The sequence below is a fragment of the Sporosarcina sp. Y1009 genome (assembly GCF_057669865.1).
Map to the genome: position 1 here is coordinate 173,506 of NZ_JBYHFO010000004.1, position 24,208 is coordinate 197,713.

Genomic DNA, 24,208 nt, shown 5'->3' on the forward strand with positions numbered 1-24,208 from the left:
CCCACCCCTTTTTAGTAAATCTTAGTATTCATCGTTATCAAAACCAAACTCTTTCAAACGACTAGGTCGATTACGCCAATCCTTTTGAACTTTTACCCATAGTTCAAGAAACACTTTGGAGCCGAGCAACATTTCTATATCATATCTTGCTTTCGTCCCAATTTCTTTAAGAAGCGCGCCTCTTTTTCCAATGACGATTCCCTTTTGAGAATCTCTTTCTACAACAATAGTTGCCATGATATTGATCATATCACGATCTTTCTCCCGCTCTATCTTTTCGATGACAACTGCAATTGAATGCGGAATTTCTTCTCGAGTTAATTGAAGCACTTTTTCTCGAATGAATTCAGATATGATAAATCGTTCAGGGTGATCTGTAACTTGATCGTCCGGATAATACTTGGGACCTTCAGGTAAGTAACCTTTTAAAGTTTCAAGTAAACGATCTGTATTATTACCATTTAATGCGGAAATAGGTACAATCTCTGCGAAATCATATTCTGATTTATAGGAAACAATCGTTTCCAATAAATTGTCAGGATGAACTTTGTCAATTTTATTAATGATAAGGAATACTGGTGTTTCAGTATTTTGCAACATCTCGATAATAAATCGATCTCCAGGACCAATTTTTTCTTCTGCATTCACCATGAACATAATGATATCGACTTCTCTTAAAGTATTGCGAGCCACTTTGAGCATGAAATCACCGAGTTTATGTTTTGGTTTATGTATCCCCGGAGTATCAATGTAAATAAGTTGAGAATCATCAGTTGTCACTACACCTTGCACTTTATTCCGAGTTGTTTGTGGTTTGTCACTCATTATGGCAATCTTTTGCCCGACTACGTGATTAAGAAATGTTGATTTTCCCACGTTTGGTCTACCGACTATAGCGATAAATCCTGATTTGAATTTATTATCCTTTTCTTGCATATACAAGATCCTCCTTTGAAAATGCACCTGGAAGTAATGCTCCGACAGTCGTTTCCAATACATCACCTTTTAAATTTGTTAGATATACAGGCATTTCTGAGTCACAAAACTCCGCAATGACCTGTCTGCATGCGCCACATGGCGAAATAGGACCATCGGTATCCCCAGTAACTGCTAATGCTTTGAATGATTGAATACCATTGGAAATTGCTTTAAAAAAAGCCGTTCTTTCAGCACAATTCGTCATGCTAAATGCTGAGTTTTCAATATTACAGCCCTGATAGATTACATCATTATCTCCAAGCAATGCTGCACCAACAGGGAATTTTGAATAGGGTACATATGCCTTCTCTCTAGCTGATTTCGATTCAGCAATGAGTTTTTCACGAACCAATACAAATCACTCCTTCTTTTACGCTAACCATTTAGGCATAAAAATCATTAGCCCAATAATCGCGCTTATAACTGCAAAGACTAACACTGCTCCAGCAGCTAGATCTTTTACTTGTTTCGCAAGAGGAAGCCACTCCTTTGTCACTAGATTAACTGCTCTTTCAATTGCAGAATTTATCAATTCTAATGAGAGGACGCCCCCGATTAATATAAGGATTATATACCATTCAGTCTTCGATAGGCCTGTGAGAAAGCCTGATGAAATTACGATTATTGTAGACAGAATATGAAGTTTAAAATTTTTTTCCATTTTTAAAGCATGCCATACTCCTTCGATTGCATATCGAAATGAATTGATCAATCTTCCCATAGCCTATTATCTCTCCAAACCATAAGAATGGAGGATTTCTTTCTGTCGCCCAAACATATTTTTCTCATCTTCTTTTGTCAAATGATCATAGCCGAGTAAATGTAGAAAACCATGAAGGGCTAAAAATCCCATTTCGCGGTTAATATTATGACCATATTCAATCGCTTGTCGTTTTGCTGTATCTACTGAAATAATAATGTCACCGAGAGCGATTGGAATTCCTTGTTCTGGGATAATTGCGACTTCACCTACTGTTATTTCCTCTAATGCAAAAGAAATAACATCAGTGGGTTCATTTTTCCCACGATATTCAGCATTTACTTTTTGAATGTCATCATCAGTCATAAATGTCACCGATACTTCGACATTTCCTAGAAGATCCTCTTCTTTTGCAGCATGAGTTAAAATTGAAGATACTAATTGTTGAATGTCACTGTTAATTGTATCTGTTTCATCAGTCATATATACTTCAAGCATTTAAAACCCACCTCCTATCCTTATTTTTTTCGCTAAGCGATGTTCTTATTTCGGGTATTCTATTCGATTATGGAACATCCCATTTAAAGTTTCGCATATTGCTTGTTCAACTTTTTTCAATTCTTTCATTGATATATCACATTCATCAAATTGTCCGTCGTTCAGCTTATCGGTAACGATGGACCGTACTAAGCTAGAAATCTTCTCAGATGTAGGTTCTTTCATCGACCGAACGGCCGCTTCAACACTGTCAGCAATTGAAATGATTGCAATTTCTTTAGTTTGCGGCTTGGGTCCAGGGTAGCGATACTCCTCTTCATTTACATCATCGCCTAATTCACGGGCTTTAAATACAAAAAACTTTAACAAGCTTGTACCATGATGTTGTTTTGCTATTGCAACAATTTCAGCAGGCATCTTGTTTTTTTCTAGTAGTCTTGCGCCATCTATAGCATGTGAAATGATAATATCGCGACTTTTTTCTGGTGGTAGTAAATCATGCGGATTTTTTTCGGTATGTTGATTTTCGATAAAGTACTCAGGTCTTACTGTTTTACCGATATCATGATAGTAACAGCCAACACGTGCGAGTAATCCGTTTGCGCCAATTGATTCACATGCAGCATCTGCTAAATTCGCAACCATTACACTGTGATGATAAGTTCCCGGTGTTTCCGTAAGAACGCGTTTTAATAATGGATGATTTGGATTTGACAGTTCAATTAAACGGATATCAGATAATATACCAAATCCAGTTTCAAAGAAAGGTAATAATCCGATTGTTAATGCACCTGACAGAAGTCCCGATGTGATTGCAGCTAACGCATAAAAAACTAGCTCTGATAGATTGTAAGTGCTTTGCGTCATAAGTAGATAGATTGCTAAGAATACAATATTGGTACCTGAAACAGCTAGACTAGTACCCAAAATTGTAGATCTCCGATTCACATTTCCTAATAAATATAAACTCGTAAGACCACCAAATACTATGTACAATGCAACTTCCATCTGGATAATTGCAGCATAGCCATCTTGCAAAATAATACCAGCTGTAGCCGCCGTTACAATCGTCACCATAATTGCAAGTCGTTCATTTGTTAGTAACTTAACTAACAAAGCGGCAAGCGCTGTAGGAAATAAAAATGCGATTGATACTTCAAACTCTGGTTCAATTAATGAAATTAGCTTCATGATTGCAACTTGAAGCAAAAATATGACCAGAACAATAACTAAGGATTTCTTTTTAATCATTGCGTTTTCTTTCCATGTACCGAAGTGAATATAAATAACTGCACTTATAAATAATGTGAACAACACAATCCCTGCGATTGGCTTTACAGGCGACTGATTTTTTAAAAGTCCAGCAATTCCTAATTGACGATAAACTTCATTATCAATGACTTGCCCTTCACGTACAATAACTTGGCCTTGTAAAATACGAGTCGGTTCTACTGAAGCCTTCGCTTCTTCAATTCTGGCTTCTGTCAACTCGGTATTAATCGTTTCATTTTCAGTGATTAAAGAACGTGCTATTGTAATGACTGGTTGTTGTATATTTGTTGGCACAACATTGGATAACCGCATTTTATTTTCAATGTCATATCTTTTCATCGCCAAGTCTTCTGAACGCACTTTATCCGCTAATTCAATCCCAATTGATTCAACGATAAAGTCTCTCACATTTTCCAACACTAAGATATCTTGACTTAGAAGACTGCTAATCGATTCTTCATCCAATTTCAAATCAGGCTGTTCCTCTTCAATGAATGATAATTTCTCACGCATATCTGCAATCGATTTTTCTGGAATCACTAAAGGGGCCTTGGGTTCAACTTCATCAATGACAATTTCATTTTTCACTTCAATAAAAAAATTAAAAATAGATTCAGCAATTGCTTGGTGGTTTTTTCCAACGTCTTCTGAAAACTGATAGACAGGTGTTACCTCGTTTGCTGCCCGTTCTTTTTCCAATTCTGTTTTAGTCGTATCTTCTACAGTTTTAATTGATCGAACAGCTTCAGTTGCAATTTGAAATTGTTTTAATTCATATGTTTCTTTTTGGACAATTCCATGCATTAAAAAAAAGAGCGAGAGTGAAAATAGGAAAATGATAAAAAGCGAAAAGTATTTAAATTTTAATGCATGAATAAAGTTACGTATCGGCTGTAGCATTATATCTCATCCCCCGAATTCACTCTACAGGTACTTATGCACCCTTTTTTTATACGGTATTTGAAAATAAAACAGTCAATTACGATGATTGATCTTGTTCATATGCGTCGATAATTTTAGCAACTAGCGGGTGTCGAACGACATCACCTTGCTCCAAATATTGAAAGTGGATATCGGTTACTTTTTTTAGAATCGTTTCTGCAGCAATTAAGCCCGAATCTTGTCCGCGCGGTAAATCAATTTGTGTTTTATCACCTGTAATAATCATTTTAGAACCAAATCCTAAACGAGTCAAAAACATTTTCATCTGCGCTTTTGTGGTGTTTTGAGCTTCGTCTAAGATGACAAACGCATCATCGAGAGTTCTACCTCTCATATACGCAAGGGGTGCGATTTCAATTACGCCACGCTCCATAAGACGGTCTGTCTGCTCGGCCCCAAGAACAGCATGTAAGGCATCATATAACGGCCTTAGATAAGGGTCAACCTTTTCCTTTAGGTCACCCGGAAGAAACCCCAAACTTTCCCCGGCTTCAACAGCAGGTCTAGTTAAGATAATACGTTTTGCAGAGCCTGATTTCATCGCATGGACAGCTAAAACAACAGCTAGGAACGTTTTACCCGTTCCTGCGGGTCCTATACAAAAGACTAAATCACTTGAACGAATTGCTTGAATGTATTCCCGTTGGCCGATCGTCTTTGCTCGAATCGCTTTTCCGTTAACATCTCTCGAAATTTCTTCATCATATAGTTCAGAAAAGTATTCGATTGTCCCGCCTTTCACCATTTCAATAGCAGTTGCAACGTCGCGCTGATTAATATTAATTCCTTTACGAATTACACCTATCAACTGTTCAATAAGAACACGACCCATTTCCTGTTTTTCAGTATCACCATTTATAGTGATGGAATCGCCTCTCGTCATAATCGAAAGACCTAGTTCTTCCTCGATCAATTTCATGTTTTGGTCTGAATTCCCCAGAAGCATTAACGCTTCATTAGGATCTTCAACATGCAGTTGAATTAATCGTTCATTCATTTGCTTCAGTCTCCTTGGGTATCGGTCTTTTCATAGCAATATTATCATTTATCAAAAATAATATGGTCCCATTAACTTTATCATTATCGAATGACACGTGCAAAACTTTATTATCTTTAATGACCGCTTCATGTCCATATTCAGCCAATAATTGCGTTTTTATTAATTCTAATATGACGGTTTCTTCCATTCCTTCTACGAGTTCAAAAGTAGTGTTAATTTCATTTATCGTTCTTTTAGCACTAAATACTCTCCAGAAATCGGCTGTTTTTTTGTTCTTGAATGGATTCTGAAAAACAAATTCAACCTTCTCTTCGCCTTGAATCTTGTAGTGAAAAATTTTCGGTAAACTAAATTTATACTCAACCCAAAAATCTGCAAATACCGCGCCTTCAGCACCAACTAGAATTTCTTTATCACCTTGTTCAAGTATACCAGACGCTAAAATATCTCCTTTTTTAACGGTCATATAAGTATGTGCTTTTCGCTCACCACTTATTAATGCAAATCGCGTAATCATACCCCCAGTTCGAGCAACAAGATTTGAAGCTGGTTCGTCGCTTGGATTATCAATATCTGATGCAGGAGAAAGCATAGGAATAACAGTTAAGGAAACGCCATCTCGTTTGAATCTTACCCAAGACAATGTTGGATCATCTTGCATTAAATATCTGCGGATAATATCTTCATTCGGGATTAATAAAAGTGGTCGAAATCGAACAATCGAGGCTTTATTTAATTTTACTTCAATTCTATCAGCGACTTCAGGAATATCTGATTCAACATTAACAGACCATAGAAAAAACGAAAGTACTAATGGAATTACAAGGACAATTAAAAAACGATAAGAACGAAACAATGTTGCTAATCCTACGTCTGGTTCGGTAGATGTAATTTTCACTTTTAAACCATAACGTCTTCGATACTTTCTAATGAGTTGAACGCCCTTACTGTCAGTATGAAAATCAGCAGCCCCAGCAATAATCGTTAGTAATGTAATTTTTGCACCCAAGGATTTAATTTCAGTAAGAAACTTTGATGTGTTCTTATTTTTTGAAATACGAACTGAATAGCGTTTAGAGATCATAATGAGTATCCTCACTATTCAATTTAGAGATTTTAATGTCATGTATTTCATCGAATGAGATGATCATAATTTCTTCCGAAAGCAAGTCTATTAACAGCTCATCTCCTGTTGCTTCAACCAAATAATTTCCGCTTTTCACTTTAACAACATTAGGACCTAACGTTACAAGTGCACAAGGTCCAGTAATGTGTACAGTGGAAAACTCTTGAATCGAAATGACAGAATCTGTATTAAATAATTTTTTCAAATAATAAACCCCCTGTACATATCTTATGAAATGTACAGGGGATCAATGATTAGCGTTTAGATTTTGGCGCATCAAATATTTCAGAGAAAATAACGCCTTTGACTAAATCATTATGACTTTTTGGTAGTAAACCCTCAAGACTTATATCGTTTTTAGCAATTTCATCTTTAATCTCAAACCTCGAGTGCCTAGATCGTCTTGCTGTAACTTCACGATGTTCTCTTTTAGGTTTCTCTGCGACAACCACTTTTGGTTCAATGTTTATTGGTTGTCTAATTGTTTGTTGTTGCCTTTGTTCTGGTTGATGTCTATCTGTATCCTGTTGAAATTCACGTTGAATCTCTTTATACATCTCAGAGGAGACTTCTTTAAATTTCTTCATCGGACTACCAGGTTGCTGTTGGCCAGCAGTGAAAGGCTTTGATTCACTTTCACCAGATGATTTTGCGCCACGTTTATTGCTCATAATCGCTCCGATGATTAGCATGATAATTAATGGAAGAAAACTTTCCATTGATAACATCCCCTTTCCGGGAATTACTACTTATCAAGTGAACACTTGCATTTGCAAGTGTGTCTTATTTATTTTCAGTATCCGGGTTTTCAGTACCGTACTTACTAATTGAGTCACGCATGCTTGTGTCTGATTGGACGTTTTTATAGTTCATGTAGTCCATTACACCAATATTTCCAGAACGAAGCGCGTCTGCCATCGCCATTGGTACTTCAGCTTCAGCACTAACAACTTTCGCACGCATTTCTTCAACTCTAGCTTTCATTTCTTGTTCCTGTGCGACAGCCATTGCACGGCGTTCTTCTGCTTTAGCTTGTGCAATTTTCTTATCCGCTTCAGCTTGTTCAGTTTGAAGGTTTGCACCAATATTCTCACCGACATCAACGTCTGCGATATCAATTGAAAGAATTTCGAATGCAGTTCCTGAGTCAAGACCTTTTGCTAAAACCGTTTGTGAGATCATATCTGGATGTTCAAGTACATCCGCATGACTTTGTGAAGCACCAATTGTTGAAATGATACCTTCACCAACACGTGCGATAACTGTATCTTCGCCCGCTCCACCAACTAAACGGTCGATATTTGCTCGTACTGTAATACGCGCTTTTGCTTTTACTTCAATTCCGTTAATCGCAACCCCAGCAATAAATGGTGTTTCGATAACTTTTGGGTTAACGGACATTTGAACTGCATCAAGAACGTCACGTCCTGCTAAGTCAATAGCAGCGGCACGTTCAAAAGGTAGATCGATGTTCGCACGGTGTGCTGCAATAAGAGCGTTCACAACTCGGTCAACGTTCCCCCCTGCAAGGTAGTGACTTTCAAGCTGACTGATACCAACATCTAGTCCTGCTTTGTGTGCCTTAATCAATGGGATAACAATACGATTCGGAATAACCCGACGTAGTCGCATTCCTATGAGTGTGAAAATACTTACGCGAACCCCAGCAGCCATTGCTGAAATCCATAGTGTTACTGGTACTAGTGTGAAAAATATCGCTAAGATAACGATTGCAAAAAATACAATAGCGATAATTCCAATTGACCCTGCATTAATAGCTAAATCCATTATTTAATTTCCCCTTTCTCTTCTGATTCTCGAACAACAACACGAGAACCCTCAACCTTTACTATAGTAACATTTTTACCTCTGTCAATGTAACTTCCTTCTGAAACAACGTCAATTCTTTCACCGTCTAATTCAATTGTTCCTGCTGGTCTTAATGGTGTTGATGTTTTTGCAACACGGTTAACCAATTCAGTCCGATTGACATTCGAAACATAACCGCTTTCCGTATCGGTTGAATCCATAAGGACCATTTTATTCAGTAGGTGTAATTTCTTTCCGAAAAACTTAATCATAATCACCGTCCCTATTGCAGCAATAACAAGCGCAATTAAAACTGATATCCCCATGCGCATTGGATTGCCACCAGCTAATATAATACCACCAATGATTGAACTAGCGCCAAGGATACCCGCAATTCCACCGGCTAAAAATACTTCAGCGACAATGAGACCAACACCTAAAACAAATAATATAATGGACTCATAACCCGCCAGACCCGCTACAAGATGACCATAGAAAAAGAGTAACAAGGAAACAATTCCCATTGTTCCAGGCACGCCAAATCCAGGTGAATATAGTTCCACCACAAGTCCAAGCCCAGCTAACGATAGCAATATCGGGACCACCACCGGATGGGTGATGAATCTTGCAATACTTTCCGATATCGTTTCTGTAGTTGTAACGACTTCAGCACCTTCGTAACCAGTTTCTTTTAACAATTCATTAAATGAAGAAACTGTTTTTTTGCTGTAACCGATTTCAACTGCTTCACTTGGAGTGAGTGTTAGTAATTCCCCAACACCAGCGCGGTACTCGGGTAAATCATAAGAGTCCTCTACCATTGCCAATGCATATTTAGGATCATAACCTGATGACTCAGCGGCATTTTTCATCGCAGCACGCCAAGCACTTTTGGCTTTGTCATCAGCAGCATTTCCAGACGAATCAATCACTGCTGCTGCTCCCATTCGTCCATTTGGTGACATATAGATCTTATCTGCATGAAGAGCTAAAAATGCGCCAGCAGACAATGCATCATCATTGATATAAGCAATTATTTCCAAATCCGTGGAATCGAATAGCTTTGCAATTTGACCTGCCGCATCGACAGCACCACCTGGTGTATGGATATCAAGAATAATTGCCTTAGCACCGGCTTCCTCAGCTTCAGAAAAAGATCTTTTTAAAAACTCATGTAATCCTTTTTCAACCGCTTCTTCAACTGGTACTTTATACACTTTTGTCGTATTGGCATTTGACTCCATGGTTGGCAGTGTGATAGCCGTGACAAATACAACGAAGAGGAGCAACCTTCTTATTAACTTACTCATTTTAAACCTCCCCTCTCTCCATATATTTAATTATAGCTTTAATACGTACGAAAAGGCTAAAAGTTTCACTTTTTCCTTAAAAAATAATAAATCACCGACTAAATATAGACAAATAACCGGAAAATCCTTTTGGGATCTTCCGGTTTAGCATTCTAATCTTAAGATCATAATACAAACTTAATAGTAGAGACAAATAAAGTCTTAGCGGCGTTTTCTTGCAGCCTCAGATTTTAATTTGCGTTTCACGCTCGGCTTCTCGTAATACTCTTTAGCTCTTGCATCACGTATTTTCCCACTTTTGGAAACGTCACGTTTGAAACGTCTCAGAGCGTCTTCAAGCGATTCGTTTTTACGAACGACAGTTTTTGACATATCTCTTGTCCCTCCCTCCGAACACACCTGGATAACACGGCCATGTGCCATGTACCTAGATATTATACCTTATTATTTTTGTGTGGTCAATATTAATCTTTTAAAAGTTTGAACGCTATATTGAAAGTTATTTTTTCATAGACAAATTCGTTCGCGAATAGCTTTAATAATCCGTCTCTGATATTAACCCCTTCATAATTTGAACGCCGGAGCTTGCACCTATTCTGGTTGCACCTGCTTGTATCATCTGCTGCATATCTTCATAACTACGAACACCGCCTGATGCTTTGACACCCATTTCTGGTCCAACAACAGCTCTCATTAATTTGACATCTGCTTCAGTAGCACCACCGGTTGAAAAGCCAGTAGATGTTTTAACAAAATCAGCACCAGCAACTACTGCAAGTTCACACGCTGTACGCTTTTCCTTTTCAGTTAACAAAGATGTTTCAATAATAACTTTTACGATTGCTTTCCCTTTAGCAGCTTCGACCACTGATGAAATATCTCGCTTCACTGTTTCATCATCCCCGGAGCGCAATGCACCAATATTGATAACCATGTCTATTTCAGTTGCTCCGTTTTCAATCGCATTACTTGTTTCTAAAGCCTTTACTTCCGATGTCGATGCACCTAGTGGAAAACCAATTACTGTGCACACCTTGACTGGTGAATCTTTCAGTGAAGATGAGGCTGTTTTCACCCAGGTTGGGTTAATACAAACCGAAGCAAAAGAATACAATTTCGCTTCTTCACAAAGTTCTATGATTTCTTCTTTTTTAGCATCAGCTTTAAGTAATGTGTGATCTATGAATTTCGCATAATCCTTGTTCATTTTTAAATCCCTCCAATTTCCTTATTTTTTCTAACAGGTGAAAAGGGCTGTCCAATAAAGTGATTTATTAGACAACCCCTTTTCTATTCACTTAACTGAAAGCTTCTTCTTCTTCCAAAACGCGAACGTACTGTCCCTCATTATAAGGGTATCCAGCTTTTTTCAATTTTACACGAACAATTTTACCAATCATAGATTCATCTGCTGGAAAAACAACTTTCAAATAATTATCCGAATAACCCTCATAAAGGCCACTTTTCGGATCAAGTTTGTATTTTTCTTCAGGGATAACTTCTAAAACCTCATCTTCAAAAGAAGAAGCATATTGTTTAGCCAGTTGATTATTCAATTCAATGAGTCGATGGACTCGTTCATTTTTAACTTCGTCATCAATCTGATCAGTCATTCGTGCAGCGGGTGTTCCTGTGCGCATTGAGTATGGAAAAACGTGAAGTTCAGAAAAATGTTGATCGCGAATAAAATTATACGTCTCCATAAATTCATCTTCTGTTTCTCCTGGAAACCCTACAATGACGTCTGATGTAATCGCAAGGTTCGGTAATGCTTCGCGAAGTCGATCAAGGCGTTCAGCGAAAAATTCCATTGTATATTTTCTACGCATCCGCTTTAATACAGTATTTGATCCGGATTGAATTGGAATATGTAGATGACGCACAATTATGGATGAATTATTTAAGACCTCAATCACTTCATCGGTTAATTGACTTGCTTCAATTGAACTTATACGCAGCCGTTTCAGGCCTTTTACTTTAGATTCAAGGTCTCGTAAAAGAGCTGCTAAATTATACTCTTTTAAGTCTTCACCATAGCCACCGGTATGAATACCAGTTAACACGATTTCCAGATATCCAGCATCAACTAATTGTTGGGCTTGTCTAATAACCTCTTCAGGAGCACGAGAACGCATTAAACCTCGTGCCCAAGGAATAATACAAAATGTACAAAAGTTGTTACAACCTTCTTGAATTTTTAGTGACGCTCGTGTCCGGTCAGTAAATGTAGGTACATCTAATTCTTCATATACACGGTTTTTCATTATATTACTTACTGCATTAATCGGTTGACGCTCACTTCTATACTCATCAATTAGACCCAATAACTTTGAACGATCCTGTGTTCCAACGACAATATCGACACCTGGTATGGCCATTATTTCTGCAGGTGAGGTTTGTGCATAACATCCTGTCACACAAACCACAGCATCTGGGTTACTCCGTATTGCTCGACGAATGACTTGTCGGCTTTTTTTATCTCCGGTATTTGTAACAGTACAAGTATTAATTACATAAACATCCGAGTTTTTATTGAAATCCCCGCGATTATAACCGGCTTCTTGAAAAAGTTGCCAGATTGCTTCCGTTTCGTAATGATTTACCTTACATCCTAAAGTATGAAAAGAAACAGTCGACAAGGTAATTCACCTCTTTCATTCAAATTCATAAGATATCGCAGATAAAAAATACAGTGGAGCAGTTTCAGTACGTAATATACGTGGTCCAAGTGCTACTGGATGGAAATTTGCGGCGATCAAATCAGTAGCTTCGCTTCTAGAAATGCCGCCTTCTGGTCCAAATACAATCAGCACTTTTTGGTGCATAGACAACTTTTGAATGCGGTTTTGAATTCGATGAGGTTCGTTACTTTTTGCATCCTCTTCATCCGCAAATAAACAAACATCATACTGGTCTGCAACTGCTATAAGTTGACGTAATGTTTGAGGGTTTTCAATTTCAGGAATAACCGTTCTATGGCATTGTTCCGCTGCTTGTTGAGCTATTTTTTGTAAGCGTTCAATTTTCTTAACGCCTTTTTTTTCGTCCCATTTTACAATTGATCGTTCAGCTTTTAAAGGAATCATTGCAGCCATCCCTAATTCTGTTGCTTTTTGAACGATCAATTCATGTTTATCACCTTTAGCCAATCCACAAGCTATAGTAATCGATAAGGGAAGTTCATTCTCAGGAAGTTCTACGCCATGCTTTTGAATGACAACATTTTCGGGTGTAATTTTGATAATTTCTGCATAATAGGCTTTTCCATTCGAAACAGCAATAAGTTGATCGTTAGCCCCCATTCGCATGACTTGAACAATATGCTTACGATCTTCACCGGTGATCTCGGTTGTCCCATTATCAGCAAAGGATTTCTCAAGAAAATAGCGTTGCAATTTGATTACACACCCTTTTTCTTGGCTATTATCGCGACCCAGTCTTCCATTAGAACTGATTCTACAATCTCAAAACCTTTGCTAAGTAAATCATTTTTCACTTCATCTCGTTTTTCTCCAATAATACCAGAAACGATGAAAAGTCCATCCTTTGGTAACATTGAGGCTGCATCTTGTGAAAACGACATGATTACATCAGCTAATATATTTGAAACAATAAGATTCGGCTTCATATCAACTGTTTCTAATAGATTTCCGTGGGTTACTTCTACTATTGACGCTACCTTATTCAATTCTACATTTTCTTTAGCTGCTGTTACTGCAACAGGATCTAAATCGAGTGCTGTAATTTTTTTGGCACCAAGAAGTGCAGCGGCAATTGAAAGTACGCCAGAACCCGTTCCAACATCGACAATGACATCGCCGTGCTGAACATATTTTTCTAAAGCTTGAATACATAAAACTGTAGTAGGATGCGTTCCCGTCCCAAAAGCCATTCCCGGATCCAATTCGATGATTAATTCATCAGAGTCTACAGGACTATATTCTTCCCAAGTTGGAACAATTGTAAAACGGCCAGAAATTTTAACGGGATGGTAATACTTTTTCCAAGCAGTTGCCCAATCCTCGTCATCAACTTCAGATGTTTTAATTTCATTTCGACCAACATTTAGTCCGAAGCTTGGCAGTTCGGCTATTGACTGCTCTATTTCGCTCATCGTTTCGATTAAAAAACTATTAACAGGTAAGTAAGCTTTTACGATTACACCATCTTCAGGGAAATCATTTTTATCAAGATCATAGATTTCCCCGTATAAATCTTCTCGAATTCGATCTGGTTCTACCGAATCTTCAATAATAACACCACTTGCCCCAGCTTCGTGTAGGATATTTGCTACAGATTCCGTCGCTTCATGTGACGTGTGTATTGCAATTTCTGACCATTTCAAATTATTTCATCCCCTTTTATTCACCTTTAATTGTACGTTTAATCTTATCAAACAGTGAACTAGAAAATTCTTCTGGGCTATTTCCACTAATTGCAGCAAACTCACGCATTAGTTCTTTTTGTTTTTCAGTCATTTTTTTAGGTGTTACAACTTTCACTACGACGTGTTGGTCACCGATTCCCCGTCCATGAACATTCTTCACACCTTTGCCACGCAATCTAAATCGAGTTCCAGTTTGCGTACCAGCGGGTATTTTTAAATTCACTTTTCCTTGGACAGTAGGAACTTCTATATCATCACCCAGTGCAGCTTGCGGATAGGACAATCCCAATTCTAGATAAATATCATCTTCCTCACGAATAAATCGGTCATGTTCTTTTACACGGAATACGATATATAAATCACCTGTTGGTCCACCATTTTGACCTGGCTCCCCTTGTCCGGAAACACGTAATTGTTGTCCATCATCTACACCTTCGGGAATAGAAACTTTTATTTTCTTCATTTTCTTTACAGTTCCTGATCCGCGACATGTTGAACATTTTTCAGGAATAATTTTCCCTGTACCTTCACAGTGATGACAAGCTCTACGATTCACCATTCTACCAAGTGGTGTATCTTGAGTTACACTGATTTCACCACTACCATTACAATGTGAACATGTTTTTGCAGAAGTCCCTTTTTTAGCTCCTGTACCTGTACACGTAATGCATGTTTCTTCTTTAGGTATTTCAATTTCAGTTTCTTTTCCAAAAACAGCATCCATAAAATCAATTGTCATTGTATATTGTAAATCATTACCTTTACGTGGCGCATTTGGATCACGTCGACGAGTGTTGCCACCGAAAAACGAACTAAATATATCTTCGAATCCAAAGCCATCTCCACCAAATCCGCCACCGCCGCCGCCAAATCCTTGATTTGGACTAGCATGACCAAATTGATCATAATTGGCTTTTTTTGTTTCATCACTTAAGACTTCATACGCTTCTGTTGCTTCTTTAAACTTATCTTCTGCTCCAGCTTCTTTATTTAAATCTGGATGATACTTTTTTGATAATGTTCTATATGCTCTTCTAATCTCATCTTTTGAAGATGATTTAGAAACACCGAGCACCTCGTAATAATCTCTTTTACTCATCATTTCACTCTCCCGAAAACATTTACCTATTATAGTTTATTGTAACACGCTTTTAATATCTATACAGAAGTCATACTATCATGAAAAATGATTACAATTAAAAATGAAAAAGTCAAAGCCGGAATATCGGACTTTGACTTTTCCGTCAACAAATTATTTTTTATCGTCTTCTTCTACAACTTCTTCGAAATCTGCGTCTACGACGTCATCTTCCGCTGCTGTAGCATCTTCAGTACCTTCGGATGCTTCAGCCTCTGCTGCTGCTTGCTCATATAACTTCATTGTAAGCTTTTGAACGATTTCTTCAAGTGCTGTTTTCTTTGTTCCGATTTCTTCAAAGTCATTTGCTTCTAGAGCTGCTTTCAATTCTGTAGTTGCTTCTTCAATTTCTTTAACTTCTTCTTCAGAAGCTTTATCGCCTAAATCTTTAACTGTTTTTTCAGATTGGAACACTAACTGATCTGCTTCGTTTCTTAAGTCAGCTTCTTCTTTACGTTTCTTATCGGCTTCAGCATTTTCTTCCGCTTCTTTCACCATACGCTCGATGTCTTCGTCTGAAAGTGATGAGCTCGCTTGAATTGTAATGTTTTGCTCTTTTTGTGTTCCAAGATCTTTCGCTTTAACGTTTACGATACCGTTTTTATCGATATCAAATGTAACTTCGATTTGTGGAACACCACGTTGTGCTGGTGGGATATCCGTTAATTGGAAACGACCAAGTGTTTTGTTGTCAGCAGCCATTGGACGCTCACCTTGTAAGACATGAATATCAACAGCTGGTTGGTTATCTGCTGCAGTTGAGAATACTTCAGATTTACTTGTAGGAATTGTCGTGTTGCGCTCAATCAGTTTCGTGAACACGTTACCCATTGTTTCAATACCAAGTGAAAGTGGCGTTACGTCAAGTAAAACAACGTCTGTCACGTCTCCGCTAAGAATTGAACCTTGAACTGCAGCACCCATTGCAACAACTTCGTCTGGGTTAACTCCTCTATAAGCTTCTTTTCCTGTTTCTTTTTGAATCGCTTCTTGTACCGCTGGGATACGAGTTGATCCACCTACAAGAATTACACGGTCGATTTCAGCTGCAGATAGACCTGCATCTTTCATAGCTTGACGTGTTGGTACCATTGAACGCTCTACTAAGTGACTTGTTAACTCGTCAAATTTCGCACGTGACAAAGTAACCTCTAGGTGTAATGGACCAGCTTCGCCGGCAGTAATAAATGGTAGTGAAATCTGTGCTGATGTCACACCTGAAAGATCTTTCTTCGCTTTTTCAGCACCATCTTTCAAACGTTGCATCGCCATTTTGTCTTTTGAAAGATCAATTCCATTTTCTTTACGGAATTCTTGAACAAGATAATCGATGATTACATCATCAAAATCATCTCCGCCTAGCTTGTTATCTCCCGCAGTTGAAAGCACCTGGAAGACACCGTCACCAAGTTCAAGAATAGAAACATCAAACGTTCCTCCACCAAGGTCATAAACAAGAATTGTTTGGTCTTCATCTGTTTTATCTAAACCATATGCTAGTGCTGCTGCAGTTGGCTCGTTAATAATACGCTCGACTTCAAGACCAGCAATTCTACCTGCGTCTTGTGTTGCTTGTCGTTGTGCATCACTGAAGTATGCTGGAACTGTAATAACAGCTTTTGTTACTTTTTCGCCAAGATATTCTTCGGCATAGCTTTTCATGTATTGAAGAATCATTGCAGAAACTTCTTGTGGTGTGTACTCAGTGTCTTCAGCTTTCACTTTGAAATCTGAACCCATATGACGTTTTACAGACATAATTGTATTTGGATTTGTAATTGCTTGACGTTTTGCAACTTCTCCAACTTGTCTCTCACCATTTTTAAACGATACAACTGAAGGAGTTGTGCGGTTACCTTCTGGGTTTGGAATTACTTTTGGTTCTCCACCTTCATATACTGCAACTACAGAGTTTGTTGTTCCTAAGTCAATACCGATAATTTTACTCATAATCAATTTCCTCCTAAAAATAATTCACATAGTGTTTAGTAATTCATTACTCATTAACTTTAACCATTGAAGGTCTAAGCACTCGATCCTTTAGTATATATCCTTTTTGCATTTCTTCAAGAACGATGCCCGATGCTTTATCAGGGTCATTACCTGTCATAATTGCTTGGTGGAAATTCGGATCGAATTCTTGCTCAAACGACTCAATTTCAACTAAACCTTCTGATTTAAGTGCGTCAACAAGCGACCTATATATCATATCCATCCCTTCCATCATCGTGCGCGCTTCGTCAGATTTTGCTTCTACCGCGATTGCACGTGAGAAATTATCTAGGACAGGTATCAAATTTGTTAATACTTTTTGAGATTGATATTTCTGAAGGGCTTCTTTATCTAGAGTTGCTCTGCGTCTAAAATTGTCATAATCAGCAAGCAATCTTAGATATTTATTTTTTTCCTCTTCTATTTGTTCTTTTAAACTTTCTACTTCACTTTTTTCTTCACTGACGTTCTCTAGTATTTCAACTGAATCTACTTCACTTTCTGAACTAACCTCTTCAACATCATTGTCTATGTTAGAGTCTTCTTGTTCTGTAGAAAGTATTTCTTCAACTTCTTCATTTTTTTTCATGGTTACTTTTTCCTCCCTGCTCTGCCGTTCCTCCGCCAATAGTTAACCTCGCTAGTTCTCGAGATAAATCACTACTCAGCAAATCAAGCAACGTTATTACTCGTCCATAATCCATTCGTGTTGGACCAACGATGGCTATTGACCCTTTCATTATCTCCCCCGCCGAATATGTGGCCGTAATTACACTGAAATCTTCCATCGCAAAATGGTTGTTTTCAGATCCAATTCTAACGGCAATTCCTGATCGAACATCGTCAAAAAATGTTGTGGCAGGTGTTCCTTTTTCAATGAAATCCAAGAACATCTTCATCTTATGGACGTCATTAAATTCAGGCTGTGTCATCATATTCATTTTCCCACCAAAATATAAACGCTCTTCGGGTGCAATTGCAATAGCTTCTTGGAAGGAAGCATATAGTTCTCCCGCTCGGTCAATGTGACGTTCAAGTATCATTTTGGTTTCTTGAACAAGCGTCTTTTGGAGATGAATCAGCGGTGTACCAATTAGCCTATCATTTAATATATTGACCATCTTTTCAATATCAGAAGCTGTATATCCTTTTGGGACATTAAACAAACGATTTTCAACATGGCCATTATCAGTAACAATAATAGCGACTGCAGTTGTTTTGTCAAGCGGCACGATTGAAAACCGTTTTACAACATGCATTGACGAGTCCGGGCCAAGAACAATTGAAGTATAGTTTGTCAAATCAGATAAAATCGTTGCCGATTTCCTTATCAATTCTTCTGTTTCCATTATTTTCTCTTGAAATATAGAACGAAGTTGATGACTATCTTCTCGATTTAACTTTTCTTCTTTTAACAGATGGTCGACATAAAAACGATATCCTTTTTCAGATGGCACACGCCCTGAAGAAGAATGTGTTTTCTCAAGATAACCCATTTCTTCGAGGTCAGCCATATCATTTCGAATAGTAGCTGAACTGAATGTTGCCTCAGGTTTCTTTGATAATTGTCGAGATCCGACAGGCTGTGCGGATTTAATGAAATCGTCGACCGTCAGTCTTAAAATGAGTAACTGTCTGTCTGTCAACATGATCATCACTCCTGTTAGCACTCGATAGGATAGAGTGCTAATACTACTCATAATTTAACAAATGAGAAGGGTACTGTCAATGAATTCACTCACCGCTAAGTTAGAAATTCTTGAAATACTTCATTCCCTCTAATAACACCTATCTTAGTGAGTTGGATTATATCTCCATTTTTCTGGATTAACCCTCTGTTTATCAGGGATTGAATAGTTTGTCCGTAAACATTAGTTAAAGATTGATTAAACTTTTCTTGAAATAATGTTGCTGATATTCCGTCTGCTTTGCGTAAGCCTAGGAACATTTCTTCTTCCATTGCTTCTACTTCTGTGACGATATGTGAATTTTGTATTGGACGTTTCCCTAAGTTTACTTGTTCCATATAACGTTTAATCGGTCCAATATTCGAATACCGATTACCAGCAATATAGCCATGTGCACCTGCGCCAACACCCATATAGGTTTCATTTTCCCAATACAACAGGTTATGTATAGACTCATATCCGGGTAATGCGAAGTTACTGATCTCATAACGTTTTCGACCATGCTCTTCCATATGCTCAATTAGTCTTTCAAACATATGTGTTTCCGTATCCTCACCTGGCAAAGGTAATTTCCCTTTATTCATCAAGTTATAAAAAACAGTTTTAGGTTCAACGATTAAAGAGTAGCCTGAATAATGCGGAAGTGCCAAGTTTGCAGCTTGAACTAATGTGTCTTCCCATTGTTCTCGCGTTTGGTTTGGTAAACCATAGATTAAGTCGATACTTATATTTGTAAAGCCTGCCTTACGTGCATCTTTAATTACGCGGATTGCGTCTTCCGGATTATGTGTTCTTCCTATTGCTTTTAGTAATCCTTCATCAAAAGATTGAACCCCAATACTTAATCGGTTCACGCCACCACTTTTCAAGACAAGTAGTTTTTCATAAGTCAGTTCATCGGGGTTTGCTTCGGTTGAAAACTCTATTAATGAAGAAACATCAACGTAATCACTAATAATTGATAATAATCGATCCAATTGTTTTTCAGATAACGATGTCGGTGTGCCACCACCTAAGAATACGGTTTCCAATTCTTTAAATGATACACCTTCTGCTTTCAGTATGGCTAACTCCATCCCGATCGATTCGATGTATTCGTCAACTGGTTGGTTTTTAAAAAACACTTTATTGAAATCGCAATAATGACAAATTTGGTGACAAAAAGGGATGTGAATATACATTCCTCTCATAATAAGCGACTCCTTTCTATATCTTAATGGAAAAAAGGAGGCATTCTCGCCTCCTTTTCCTCTTATCTACTCTTAAATAGTGTTAATTTTTTCTCAGTCTTCATCCATCTTCAGCACTGCCATAAAGGCTTCCTGAGGAACTTCAACAGACCCAACTTGTTTCATTCGTTTCTTACCTTCTTTTTGTTTTTCAAGTAGTTTTCGTTTACGTGAGATGTCTCCACCGTAACACTTAGCAAGAACGTTTTTCCCCATTGACTTTATTGTTGAACGCGCAATGATTTTTTGTCCGATTGCTGCTTGAACAGGCACTTCAAATTGTTGTCTAGGAATAAGTTCTCTCAGTTTTTCAACGATTGCTTTGCCACGATTATACGAAAAATCATTATGAACAATAAAGCTAAGTGCGTCAACTTGTTCACCATTTAACAAGATATCCATTTTCGCAAGTTTCGATTGTCTATATCCGATCAGTTCATAATCAAGTGAGGCATACCCTCTTGTATTAGATTTCAATTGATCGAAGAAGTCAAAAACAATTTCTGCTAGTGGAAGCTCATATATAATATTGACACGAGATGATGCTAAATAATCCATTGTAATGAAATTCCCTCTTTTACGTTGACAAAGATCCATAACTGAACCAACGTAATCATCTGGTACCATAATTGAGGCTTTAACATATGGTTCTTCAACGTATTCAATAACTTGAGACGATGGCATCATAGCTGGGTTGTCGACTTTTAAGTTTGAGCCATCCGTTTTAACTACATTGTAGATTACACTAGGCGCAGTCGTTATTAAATCAATTTTGAATTCGCGTTCAATACGCTCTTGTATAATTTCCATATGGAGTAGTCCGAGAAAACCACAGCGATAACCGAAACCAAGCGCTTGTGATGTTTCAGGTTCGTACTCCAATGCAGAGTCATTAAGTTCGAGTTTTTCAAGGGCTTCTCGAAGGTCATTATATTTAGATGTATCAATTGGGTACAAGCCACAAAACACCATTGGATTCATACGGCGATAACCTTCTAATGCTTCGGTAGCAGGATTTTCGACTTTTGTTATTGTATCTCCAACTTGTGTGTCACCAACTCTTTTTATCGATGCAGATAGAAACCCTACATCCCCTACATTTAGTTCTTTCACTGCTGTTTCTTGAGGTGTGAATACGCCTGTTTCTAGAACTTCAAATTCTTTTCCAGTTGCCATCATCCTAACTGTATCTCCTGGCTTAACTGAACCATCAATAATTCGAATATACGCAATGACGCCTCTGTATTGATCATAATGTGAGTCGAAAATCAGTGCTTTTAATGGGGCATCTGGATTTCCGGTTGGCGCTGGCACTTTTTCTACAATTTGCTCTAATATATCCTCAATACCAATTCCAGCTTTTGCTGAAGCCAACACTGCTTCTGAAGCGTCTAATCCAATAACGTCTTCAACTTCTTTTCTAACACGTTCTGGATCTGCAGCAGGTAAGTCAATTTTGTTAATTACAGGTAGTATTTCTAAATCGTTATCTAGCGCTAGATAAACGTTAGCTAACGTTTGGGCTTCTATCCCTTGCGCAGCGTCAACAACTAAAATAGCTCCTTCGCATGCAGCCAAGCTTCTGGATACTTCGTATGTAAAGTCGACATGACCTGGCGTATCAATTAAATGAAAAATATACTCTTCGCCGTCTTTTGCCATGTAAGTCAATTGAACTGCATTTAATTTTATTGTAATGCCGCGTTCTCTTTCTAAATCCATCGAATCTAACGTTTGAGTTTTCATTTCTCTTGAGGATATCGTATTTGTTTTTTCTAATATCCGGTCTGCTAGCGTAGATTTCCCATGATCAATATGGGCAATGATTGAAAAGTTTCGGATGTTTTTTTGACGCGCTAGTCTTTGCTCTAAATTCATTAAGTTCACTCCTATTTCTGCTATTAAAATTATACCAGTGAACTTCGATTTGTTCAATTTTATGATTAAATTTTAATACAAAAGTTTTTAAAAAATCAGCATGTTAGAACTCCGTTACCCTACTATAAAGCATCCACCTAATACAAATATTACATGAAGTAAAAAATGCATTCAAATATGAACGCAAAATTAAAAGGATAAGAAATCATTCCATTTCTTAACCCTTTTTTCAATACTATATTATTTGCTGTGAAATTTCTAGAAAAGCACCAGAAAAGCCGCACGCTTGCAGGAAAAGAGTCGCTCTAGAGATTTACAGTCTACCGAGACAGTCCCGTCATTTAAATATCATCGTGCTATTCGTCCTCGGACAATATCGTCGCTACGGCTGATGCTATGACAGCTATTGTTCGATTTAGCTCTGCTTCTTTGTTACCAATTCCACCTAATTCAATAAGAACATTTGAAGGATGAAGATCTTGATTATATTTTCCGTCAACCCCCGCTCCACCTTTTGGAATTATGCTTCGAGTAATCCCCGGCACAATCCTTTCCATTTCATCTTTTATTTGCTCAGCTTTCTTCCGGTTCTGTTCATGATTCGGATGTTCCATCCCCACAACAAACGCTACTTTGGCATATTGTTCCCCTTCAAAAGTAGCTGTTGTTTTGTCTGGACCGACTGAGTCCCTATGCATATCAATGACTAAATCATAATCTACTTCTTTGATTTTTTCTTCCACAAATGGCCGGATTGATTTGTATGATTGATTGTATTTCATACCTCGTCTATTAACTTCCGCCATATTATCCACTGCTAAAATATCCATTTGAATTTCATTAAAAGCCAATTGAACTTTAAGTTTTTCACCAAACTTCACAATATTTTCTGACTGATGACTGACTGCTATCTTACCGTTTTTCTCCTTAGTCACGGGTTTAAATGCTTCGTGATTATGTGTGAAATACAACAGTACATTCTTTTCTACTACCTCGACTTCTTGTTTTTTCTCTTCAAATACATTGGATGCGTAAACGATTACTGGCTCCTTAATTAACTTAGGTGCAGTTCCTGATTCGCTACTAGGAAGGAACTGTATAAATACCGGGAATAGGAATAGAAATAGAATTAGTGAACACCAGAACTTCAATGTTTTTTTCAAATTGCACCCCTCCGTTCTCCAACTATATGCTTTGGAAAACGAATCAATGCCTAATTTTTAATACGTCTAATCCATCCAGAAAGAGAATTTGAAATTGCATCCGCATACTGTGCTACCCAAGAGTCGATTTCTTTTGGCGATATGAATGTCCTTAACTCATGTGTCGTTAAAACTTCTTCGAATAACTTTACACGATCTTCATGTTCCCATTCAGACCACTCCCCAAATATCGGCCGAAGCGTTGAACGGTCTGCCTCTTTATTGTCAGAATGTAGCCACGAGGAAACTGATAGCTGAGAAGACGGACTATTTTCCTCCTCGATTTTCGATGCGATAAAACCAAACATACGATCAATCGCATCCGCTACAAGAACAGGTCCGTCCACTACAGTAGGAATTCCTATCGCAAGGACTGGTAATCCGAGTGTTTCTTTTGAAAGCTCTTTACGACTGTTTCCAACACCTGATCCTGGATGTATGCCTGTATCTGTTAACTGCACGGTCCTACACAGTCGTGAGGAGTCACGTGCTGCCAGTGCATCAATAACGATTAATAGACTTGGTTCTATTTCCGTCACAAGCGCTTTAACAAAATCGGCTGTCTCTAGGCCAGTTTGTATCGTAACACCCGGAGCATAAACGAAGATTTCACTTCCGTCTTCAGAATAATATTCCGGTACAATCTGTTGTAACTTATCTATCATTATTGGGCCAACTGCATCCGGTGTAACATCTCGGTTCCCTAATCCAACAAACAAAATTTTACCTTTTGTAATCGATGGGTCATGTTTTAATATATCATCCAGTTTTTCAATTAATAAATTGGATAAATTAATCAATTCTTCCCCATCTTCTATCGTTAATGTAGGAACTGTTAATGTTACATAGGTTCCTTTTTTCTTGCCTATTCGCTTTTCACCCACTTCATCCACTTTAACCTCCGTTATAATGATTCTTCCTTGTCTTGTTTCATTAAAATCAATACCTTTTGATTCCTTCAGCTTTTTTGTTTCATCTTCCGTTTGATGTCGAACCATTTCTTCATTTTCAACTAGAAGATCGGTACGATAGAAATCATACTTATTCACGAAATCACCT

General features: G+C 37.9%; 24 protein-coding genes. All 24 read right to left on the reverse strand.

Annotated features, from left to right (window positions below; genetic code table 11):
- Positions 1-21 precede the first annotated feature (21 nt).
- The gene (gene era / locus AC25Y1_RS06925; protein WP_488147228.1) at positions 22-936 is read right to left on the reverse strand and encodes a GTPase Era; all 915 of its coding nucleotides are present in this window, start codon (positions 934-936) and stop codon (positions 22-24) included.
- The gene (locus AC25Y1_RS06930; protein WP_488147229.1) at positions 920-1,330 is read right to left on the reverse strand and encodes a cytidine deaminase; all 411 of its coding nucleotides are present in this window, start codon (positions 1,328-1,330) and stop codon (positions 920-922) included. The genes era and AC25Y1_RS06930 overlap by 17 nt, the downstream gene beginning before the upstream one ends.
- Positions 1,331-1,348: 18 nt before the next feature.
- Positions 1,349-1,699 carry a diacylglycerol kinase family protein gene (locus AC25Y1_RS06935; protein WP_488147230.1) on the reverse strand — a complete coding sequence of 117 codons (351 nt, stop codon included), beginning with the start codon at positions 1,697-1,699 and terminating at the stop codon, positions 1,349-1,351.
- Positions 1,700-1,705: 6 nt separating this feature from the next.
- Positions 1,706-2,176 (reverse strand): rRNA maturation RNase YbeY, encoded by a 471-nt coding sequence (gene ybeY / locus AC25Y1_RS06940; protein ID WP_488147231.1) that lies wholly within the window; start codon positions 2,174-2,176, stop codon positions 1,706-1,708.
- Between the two features lie 45 nt (positions 2,177-2,221).
- Entirely contained in the window at positions 2,222-4,348 is a 2,127-nt protein-coding gene (locus AC25Y1_RS06945; protein ID WP_488147232.1) for an HD family phosphohydrolase, read from the reverse strand.
- 79 nt (positions 4,349-4,427) lie between these two features.
- A complete protein-coding gene (locus AC25Y1_RS06950; RefSeq protein WP_488147233.1) occupies positions 4,428-5,387 on the reverse strand; it encodes a PhoH family protein in 960 nt (319 codons plus the stop codon).
- Entirely contained in the window at positions 5,380-6,474 is a 1,095-nt protein-coding gene (locus AC25Y1_RS06955) for a sporulation protein YqfD (RefSeq protein ID WP_488147234.1), read from the reverse strand. The genes AC25Y1_RS06950 and AC25Y1_RS06955 overlap by 8 nt, the downstream gene beginning before the upstream one ends.
- On the reverse strand, positions 6,464-6,721 hold the full coding sequence (locus tag AC25Y1_RS06960) for a hypothetical protein (RefSeq protein ID WP_488147235.1): 258 nt from the start codon (positions 6,719-6,721) through the stop codon (positions 6,464-6,466). Before AC25Y1_RS06960 ends, AC25Y1_RS06955 begins: the two co-directional genes overlap by 11 nt.
- Positions 6,722-6,770: 49 nt before the next feature.
- Positions 6,771-7,235 (reverse strand): hypothetical protein, encoded by a 465-nt coding sequence (locus tag AC25Y1_RS06965; RefSeq protein WP_488147236.1) that lies wholly within the window; start codon positions 7,233-7,235, stop codon positions 6,771-6,773.
- Positions 7,236-7,299: 64 nt separating this feature from the next.
- Positions 7,300-8,304: a flotillin-like protein FloA gene (gene floA, locus AC25Y1_RS06970; protein WP_488147237.1), complete on the reverse strand. Its 1,005-nt coding sequence runs from the start codon at positions 8,302-8,304 to the stop codon at positions 7,300-7,302.
- Positions 8,304-9,635, reverse strand: coding sequence for an NfeD family protein (locus AC25Y1_RS06975; protein WP_488147238.1), 1,332 nt, complete (start codon positions 9,633-9,635; stop codon positions 8,304-8,306). Before AC25Y1_RS06975 ends, floA begins: the two co-directional genes overlap by 1 nt.
- Before the next feature lie 201 nt (positions 9,636-9,836).
- Positions 9,837-10,007, reverse strand: coding sequence for a 30S ribosomal protein S21 (gene rpsU, locus AC25Y1_RS06980; RefSeq protein ID WP_488147239.1), 171 nt, complete (start codon positions 10,005-10,007; stop codon positions 9,837-9,839).
- 163 nt (positions 10,008-10,170) lie between these two features.
- A complete protein-coding gene (gene deoC / locus AC25Y1_RS06985; RefSeq protein ID WP_488147240.1) occupies positions 10,171-10,842 on the reverse strand; it encodes a deoxyribose-phosphate aldolase in 672 nt (223 codons plus the stop codon).
- Between the two features lie 91 nt (positions 10,843-10,933).
- The gene (gene mtaB, locus AC25Y1_RS06990) at positions 10,934-12,274 is read right to left on the reverse strand and encodes a tRNA (N(6)-L-threonylcarbamoyladenosine(37)-C(2))-methylthiotransferase MtaB (protein WP_488147241.1); all 1,341 of its coding nucleotides are present in this window, start codon (positions 12,272-12,274) and stop codon (positions 10,934-10,936) included.
- A gap of 15 nt (positions 12,275-12,289) precedes the next feature.
- The gene (locus AC25Y1_RS06995) at positions 12,290-13,030 is read right to left on the reverse strand and encodes a 16S rRNA (uracil(1498)-N(3))-methyltransferase (RefSeq protein ID WP_488147242.1); all 741 of its coding nucleotides are present in this window, start codon (positions 13,028-13,030) and stop codon (positions 12,290-12,292) included.
- 5 nt (positions 13,031-13,035) lie between these two features.
- Positions 13,036-13,980, reverse strand: coding sequence for a 50S ribosomal protein L11 methyltransferase (prmA, locus tag AC25Y1_RS07000; RefSeq protein WP_488147243.1), 945 nt, complete (start codon positions 13,978-13,980; stop codon positions 13,036-13,038).
- A gap of 16 nt (positions 13,981-13,996) precedes the next feature.
- Positions 13,997-15,121, reverse strand: coding sequence for a molecular chaperone DnaJ (dnaJ, locus tag AC25Y1_RS07005; protein ID WP_488147244.1), 1,125 nt, complete (start codon positions 15,119-15,121; stop codon positions 13,997-13,999).
- A 153-nt stretch (positions 15,122-15,274) separates the two neighbouring features.
- Positions 15,275-17,110 carry a molecular chaperone DnaK gene (dnaK, locus tag AC25Y1_RS07010; protein WP_488147245.1) on the reverse strand — a complete coding sequence of 612 codons (1,836 nt, stop codon included), beginning with the start codon at positions 17,108-17,110 and terminating at the stop codon, positions 15,275-15,277.
- 46 nt (positions 17,111-17,156) lie between these two features.
- Entirely contained in the window at positions 17,157-17,741 is a 585-nt protein-coding gene (gene grpE, locus AC25Y1_RS07015) for a nucleotide exchange factor GrpE (protein WP_488147246.1), read from the reverse strand.
- Positions 17,728-18,801: a heat-inducible transcriptional repressor HrcA gene (gene hrcA, locus AC25Y1_RS07020; RefSeq protein WP_488147247.1), complete on the reverse strand. Its 1,074-nt coding sequence runs from the start codon at positions 18,799-18,801 to the stop codon at positions 17,728-17,730. The genes grpE and hrcA overlap by 14 nt, the downstream gene beginning before the upstream one ends.
- A gap of 95 nt (positions 18,802-18,896) precedes the next feature.
- Complete coding sequence (gene hemW / locus AC25Y1_RS07025; protein WP_488147352.1) at positions 18,897-20,033, reverse strand: radical SAM family heme chaperone HemW; 1,137 nt, start codon at positions 20,031-20,033, stop codon at positions 18,897-18,899.
- Between the two features lie 90 nt (positions 20,034-20,123).
- Positions 20,124-21,947: a translation elongation factor 4 gene (lepA, locus tag AC25Y1_RS07030; RefSeq protein WP_488147248.1), complete on the reverse strand. Its 1,824-nt coding sequence runs from the start codon at positions 21,945-21,947 to the stop codon at positions 20,124-20,126.
- 356 nt (positions 21,948-22,303) lie between these two features.
- Entirely contained in the window at positions 22,304-23,110 is an 807-nt protein-coding gene (gene spoIIP, locus AC25Y1_RS07035; RefSeq protein WP_488147249.1) for a stage II sporulation protein P, read from the reverse strand.
- 50 nt (positions 23,111-23,160) lie between these two features.
- Positions 23,161-24,198: a GPR endopeptidase gene (gene gpr / locus AC25Y1_RS07040; RefSeq protein WP_488147250.1), complete on the reverse strand. Its 1,038-nt coding sequence runs from the start codon at positions 24,196-24,198 to the stop codon at positions 23,161-23,163.
- Positions 24,199-24,208 lie beyond the last annotated feature (10 nt).

Excerpts from the sequence above, each read along its gene's own strand:
- era (WP_488147228.1), bottom strand. The coding sequence starts at position 936 with ATGCAAGAAAAGGATAATAAATTCAAATCAGGATTTATCGCTATAGTC.
- AC25Y1_RS06935 (WP_488147230.1), bottom strand. The coding sequence starts at position 1,699 with ATGGGAAGATTGATCAATTCATTTCGATATGCAATCGAAGGAGTATGG.
- ybeY (WP_488147231.1), bottom strand. The coding sequence starts at position 2,176 with ATGCTTGAAGTATATATGACTGATGAAACAGATACAATTAACAGTGAC.
- AC25Y1_RS06945 (WP_488147232.1), bottom strand. The coding sequence starts at position 4,348 with ATGCTACAGCCGATACGTAACTTTATTCATGCATTAAAATTTAAATAC.
- AC25Y1_RS06950 (WP_488147233.1), bottom strand. The coding sequence starts at position 5,387 with ATGAATGAACGATTAATTCAACTGCATGTTGAAGATCCTAATGAAGCG.
- AC25Y1_RS06955 (WP_488147234.1), bottom strand. The coding sequence starts at position 6,474 with ATGATCTCTAAACGCTATTCAGTTCGTATTTCAAAAAATAAGAACACA.
- AC25Y1_RS06965 (WP_488147236.1), bottom strand. The coding sequence starts at position 7,235 with ATGGAAAGTTTTCTTCCATTAATTATCATGCTAATCATCGGAGCGATT.
- floA (WP_488147237.1), bottom strand. The coding sequence starts at position 8,304 with ATGGATTTAGCTATTAATGCAGGGTCAATTGGAATTATCGCTATTGTA.
- AC25Y1_RS06975 (WP_488147238.1), bottom strand. The coding sequence starts at position 9,635 with ATGAGTAAGTTAATAAGAAGGTTGCTCCTCTTCGTTGTATTTGTCACG.
- rpsU (WP_488147239.1), bottom strand. The coding sequence starts at position 10,007 with ATGTCAAAAACTGTCGTTCGTAAAAACGAATCGCTTGAAGACGCTCTG.
- deoC (WP_488147240.1), bottom strand. The coding sequence starts at position 10,842 with ATGAACAAGGATTATGCGAAATTCATAGATCACACATTACTTAAAGCT.
- dnaJ (WP_488147244.1), bottom strand. The coding sequence starts at position 15,121 with ATGAGTAAAAGAGATTATTACGAGGTGCTCGGTGTTTCTAAATCATCT.
- dnaK (WP_488147245.1), bottom strand. The coding sequence starts at position 17,110 with ATGAGTAAAATTATCGGTATTGACTTAGGAACAACAAACTCTGTAGTT.
- grpE (WP_488147246.1), bottom strand. The coding sequence starts at position 17,741 with ATGAAAAAAAATGAAGAAGTTGAAGAAATACTTTCTACAGAACAAGAA.
- hrcA (WP_488147247.1), bottom strand. The coding sequence starts at position 18,801 with ATGTTGACAGACAGACAGTTACTCATTTTAAGACTGACGGTCGACGAT.
- lepA (WP_488147248.1), bottom strand. The coding sequence starts at position 21,947 with ATGAATTTAGAGCAAAGACTAGCGCGTCAAAAAAACATCCGAAACTTT.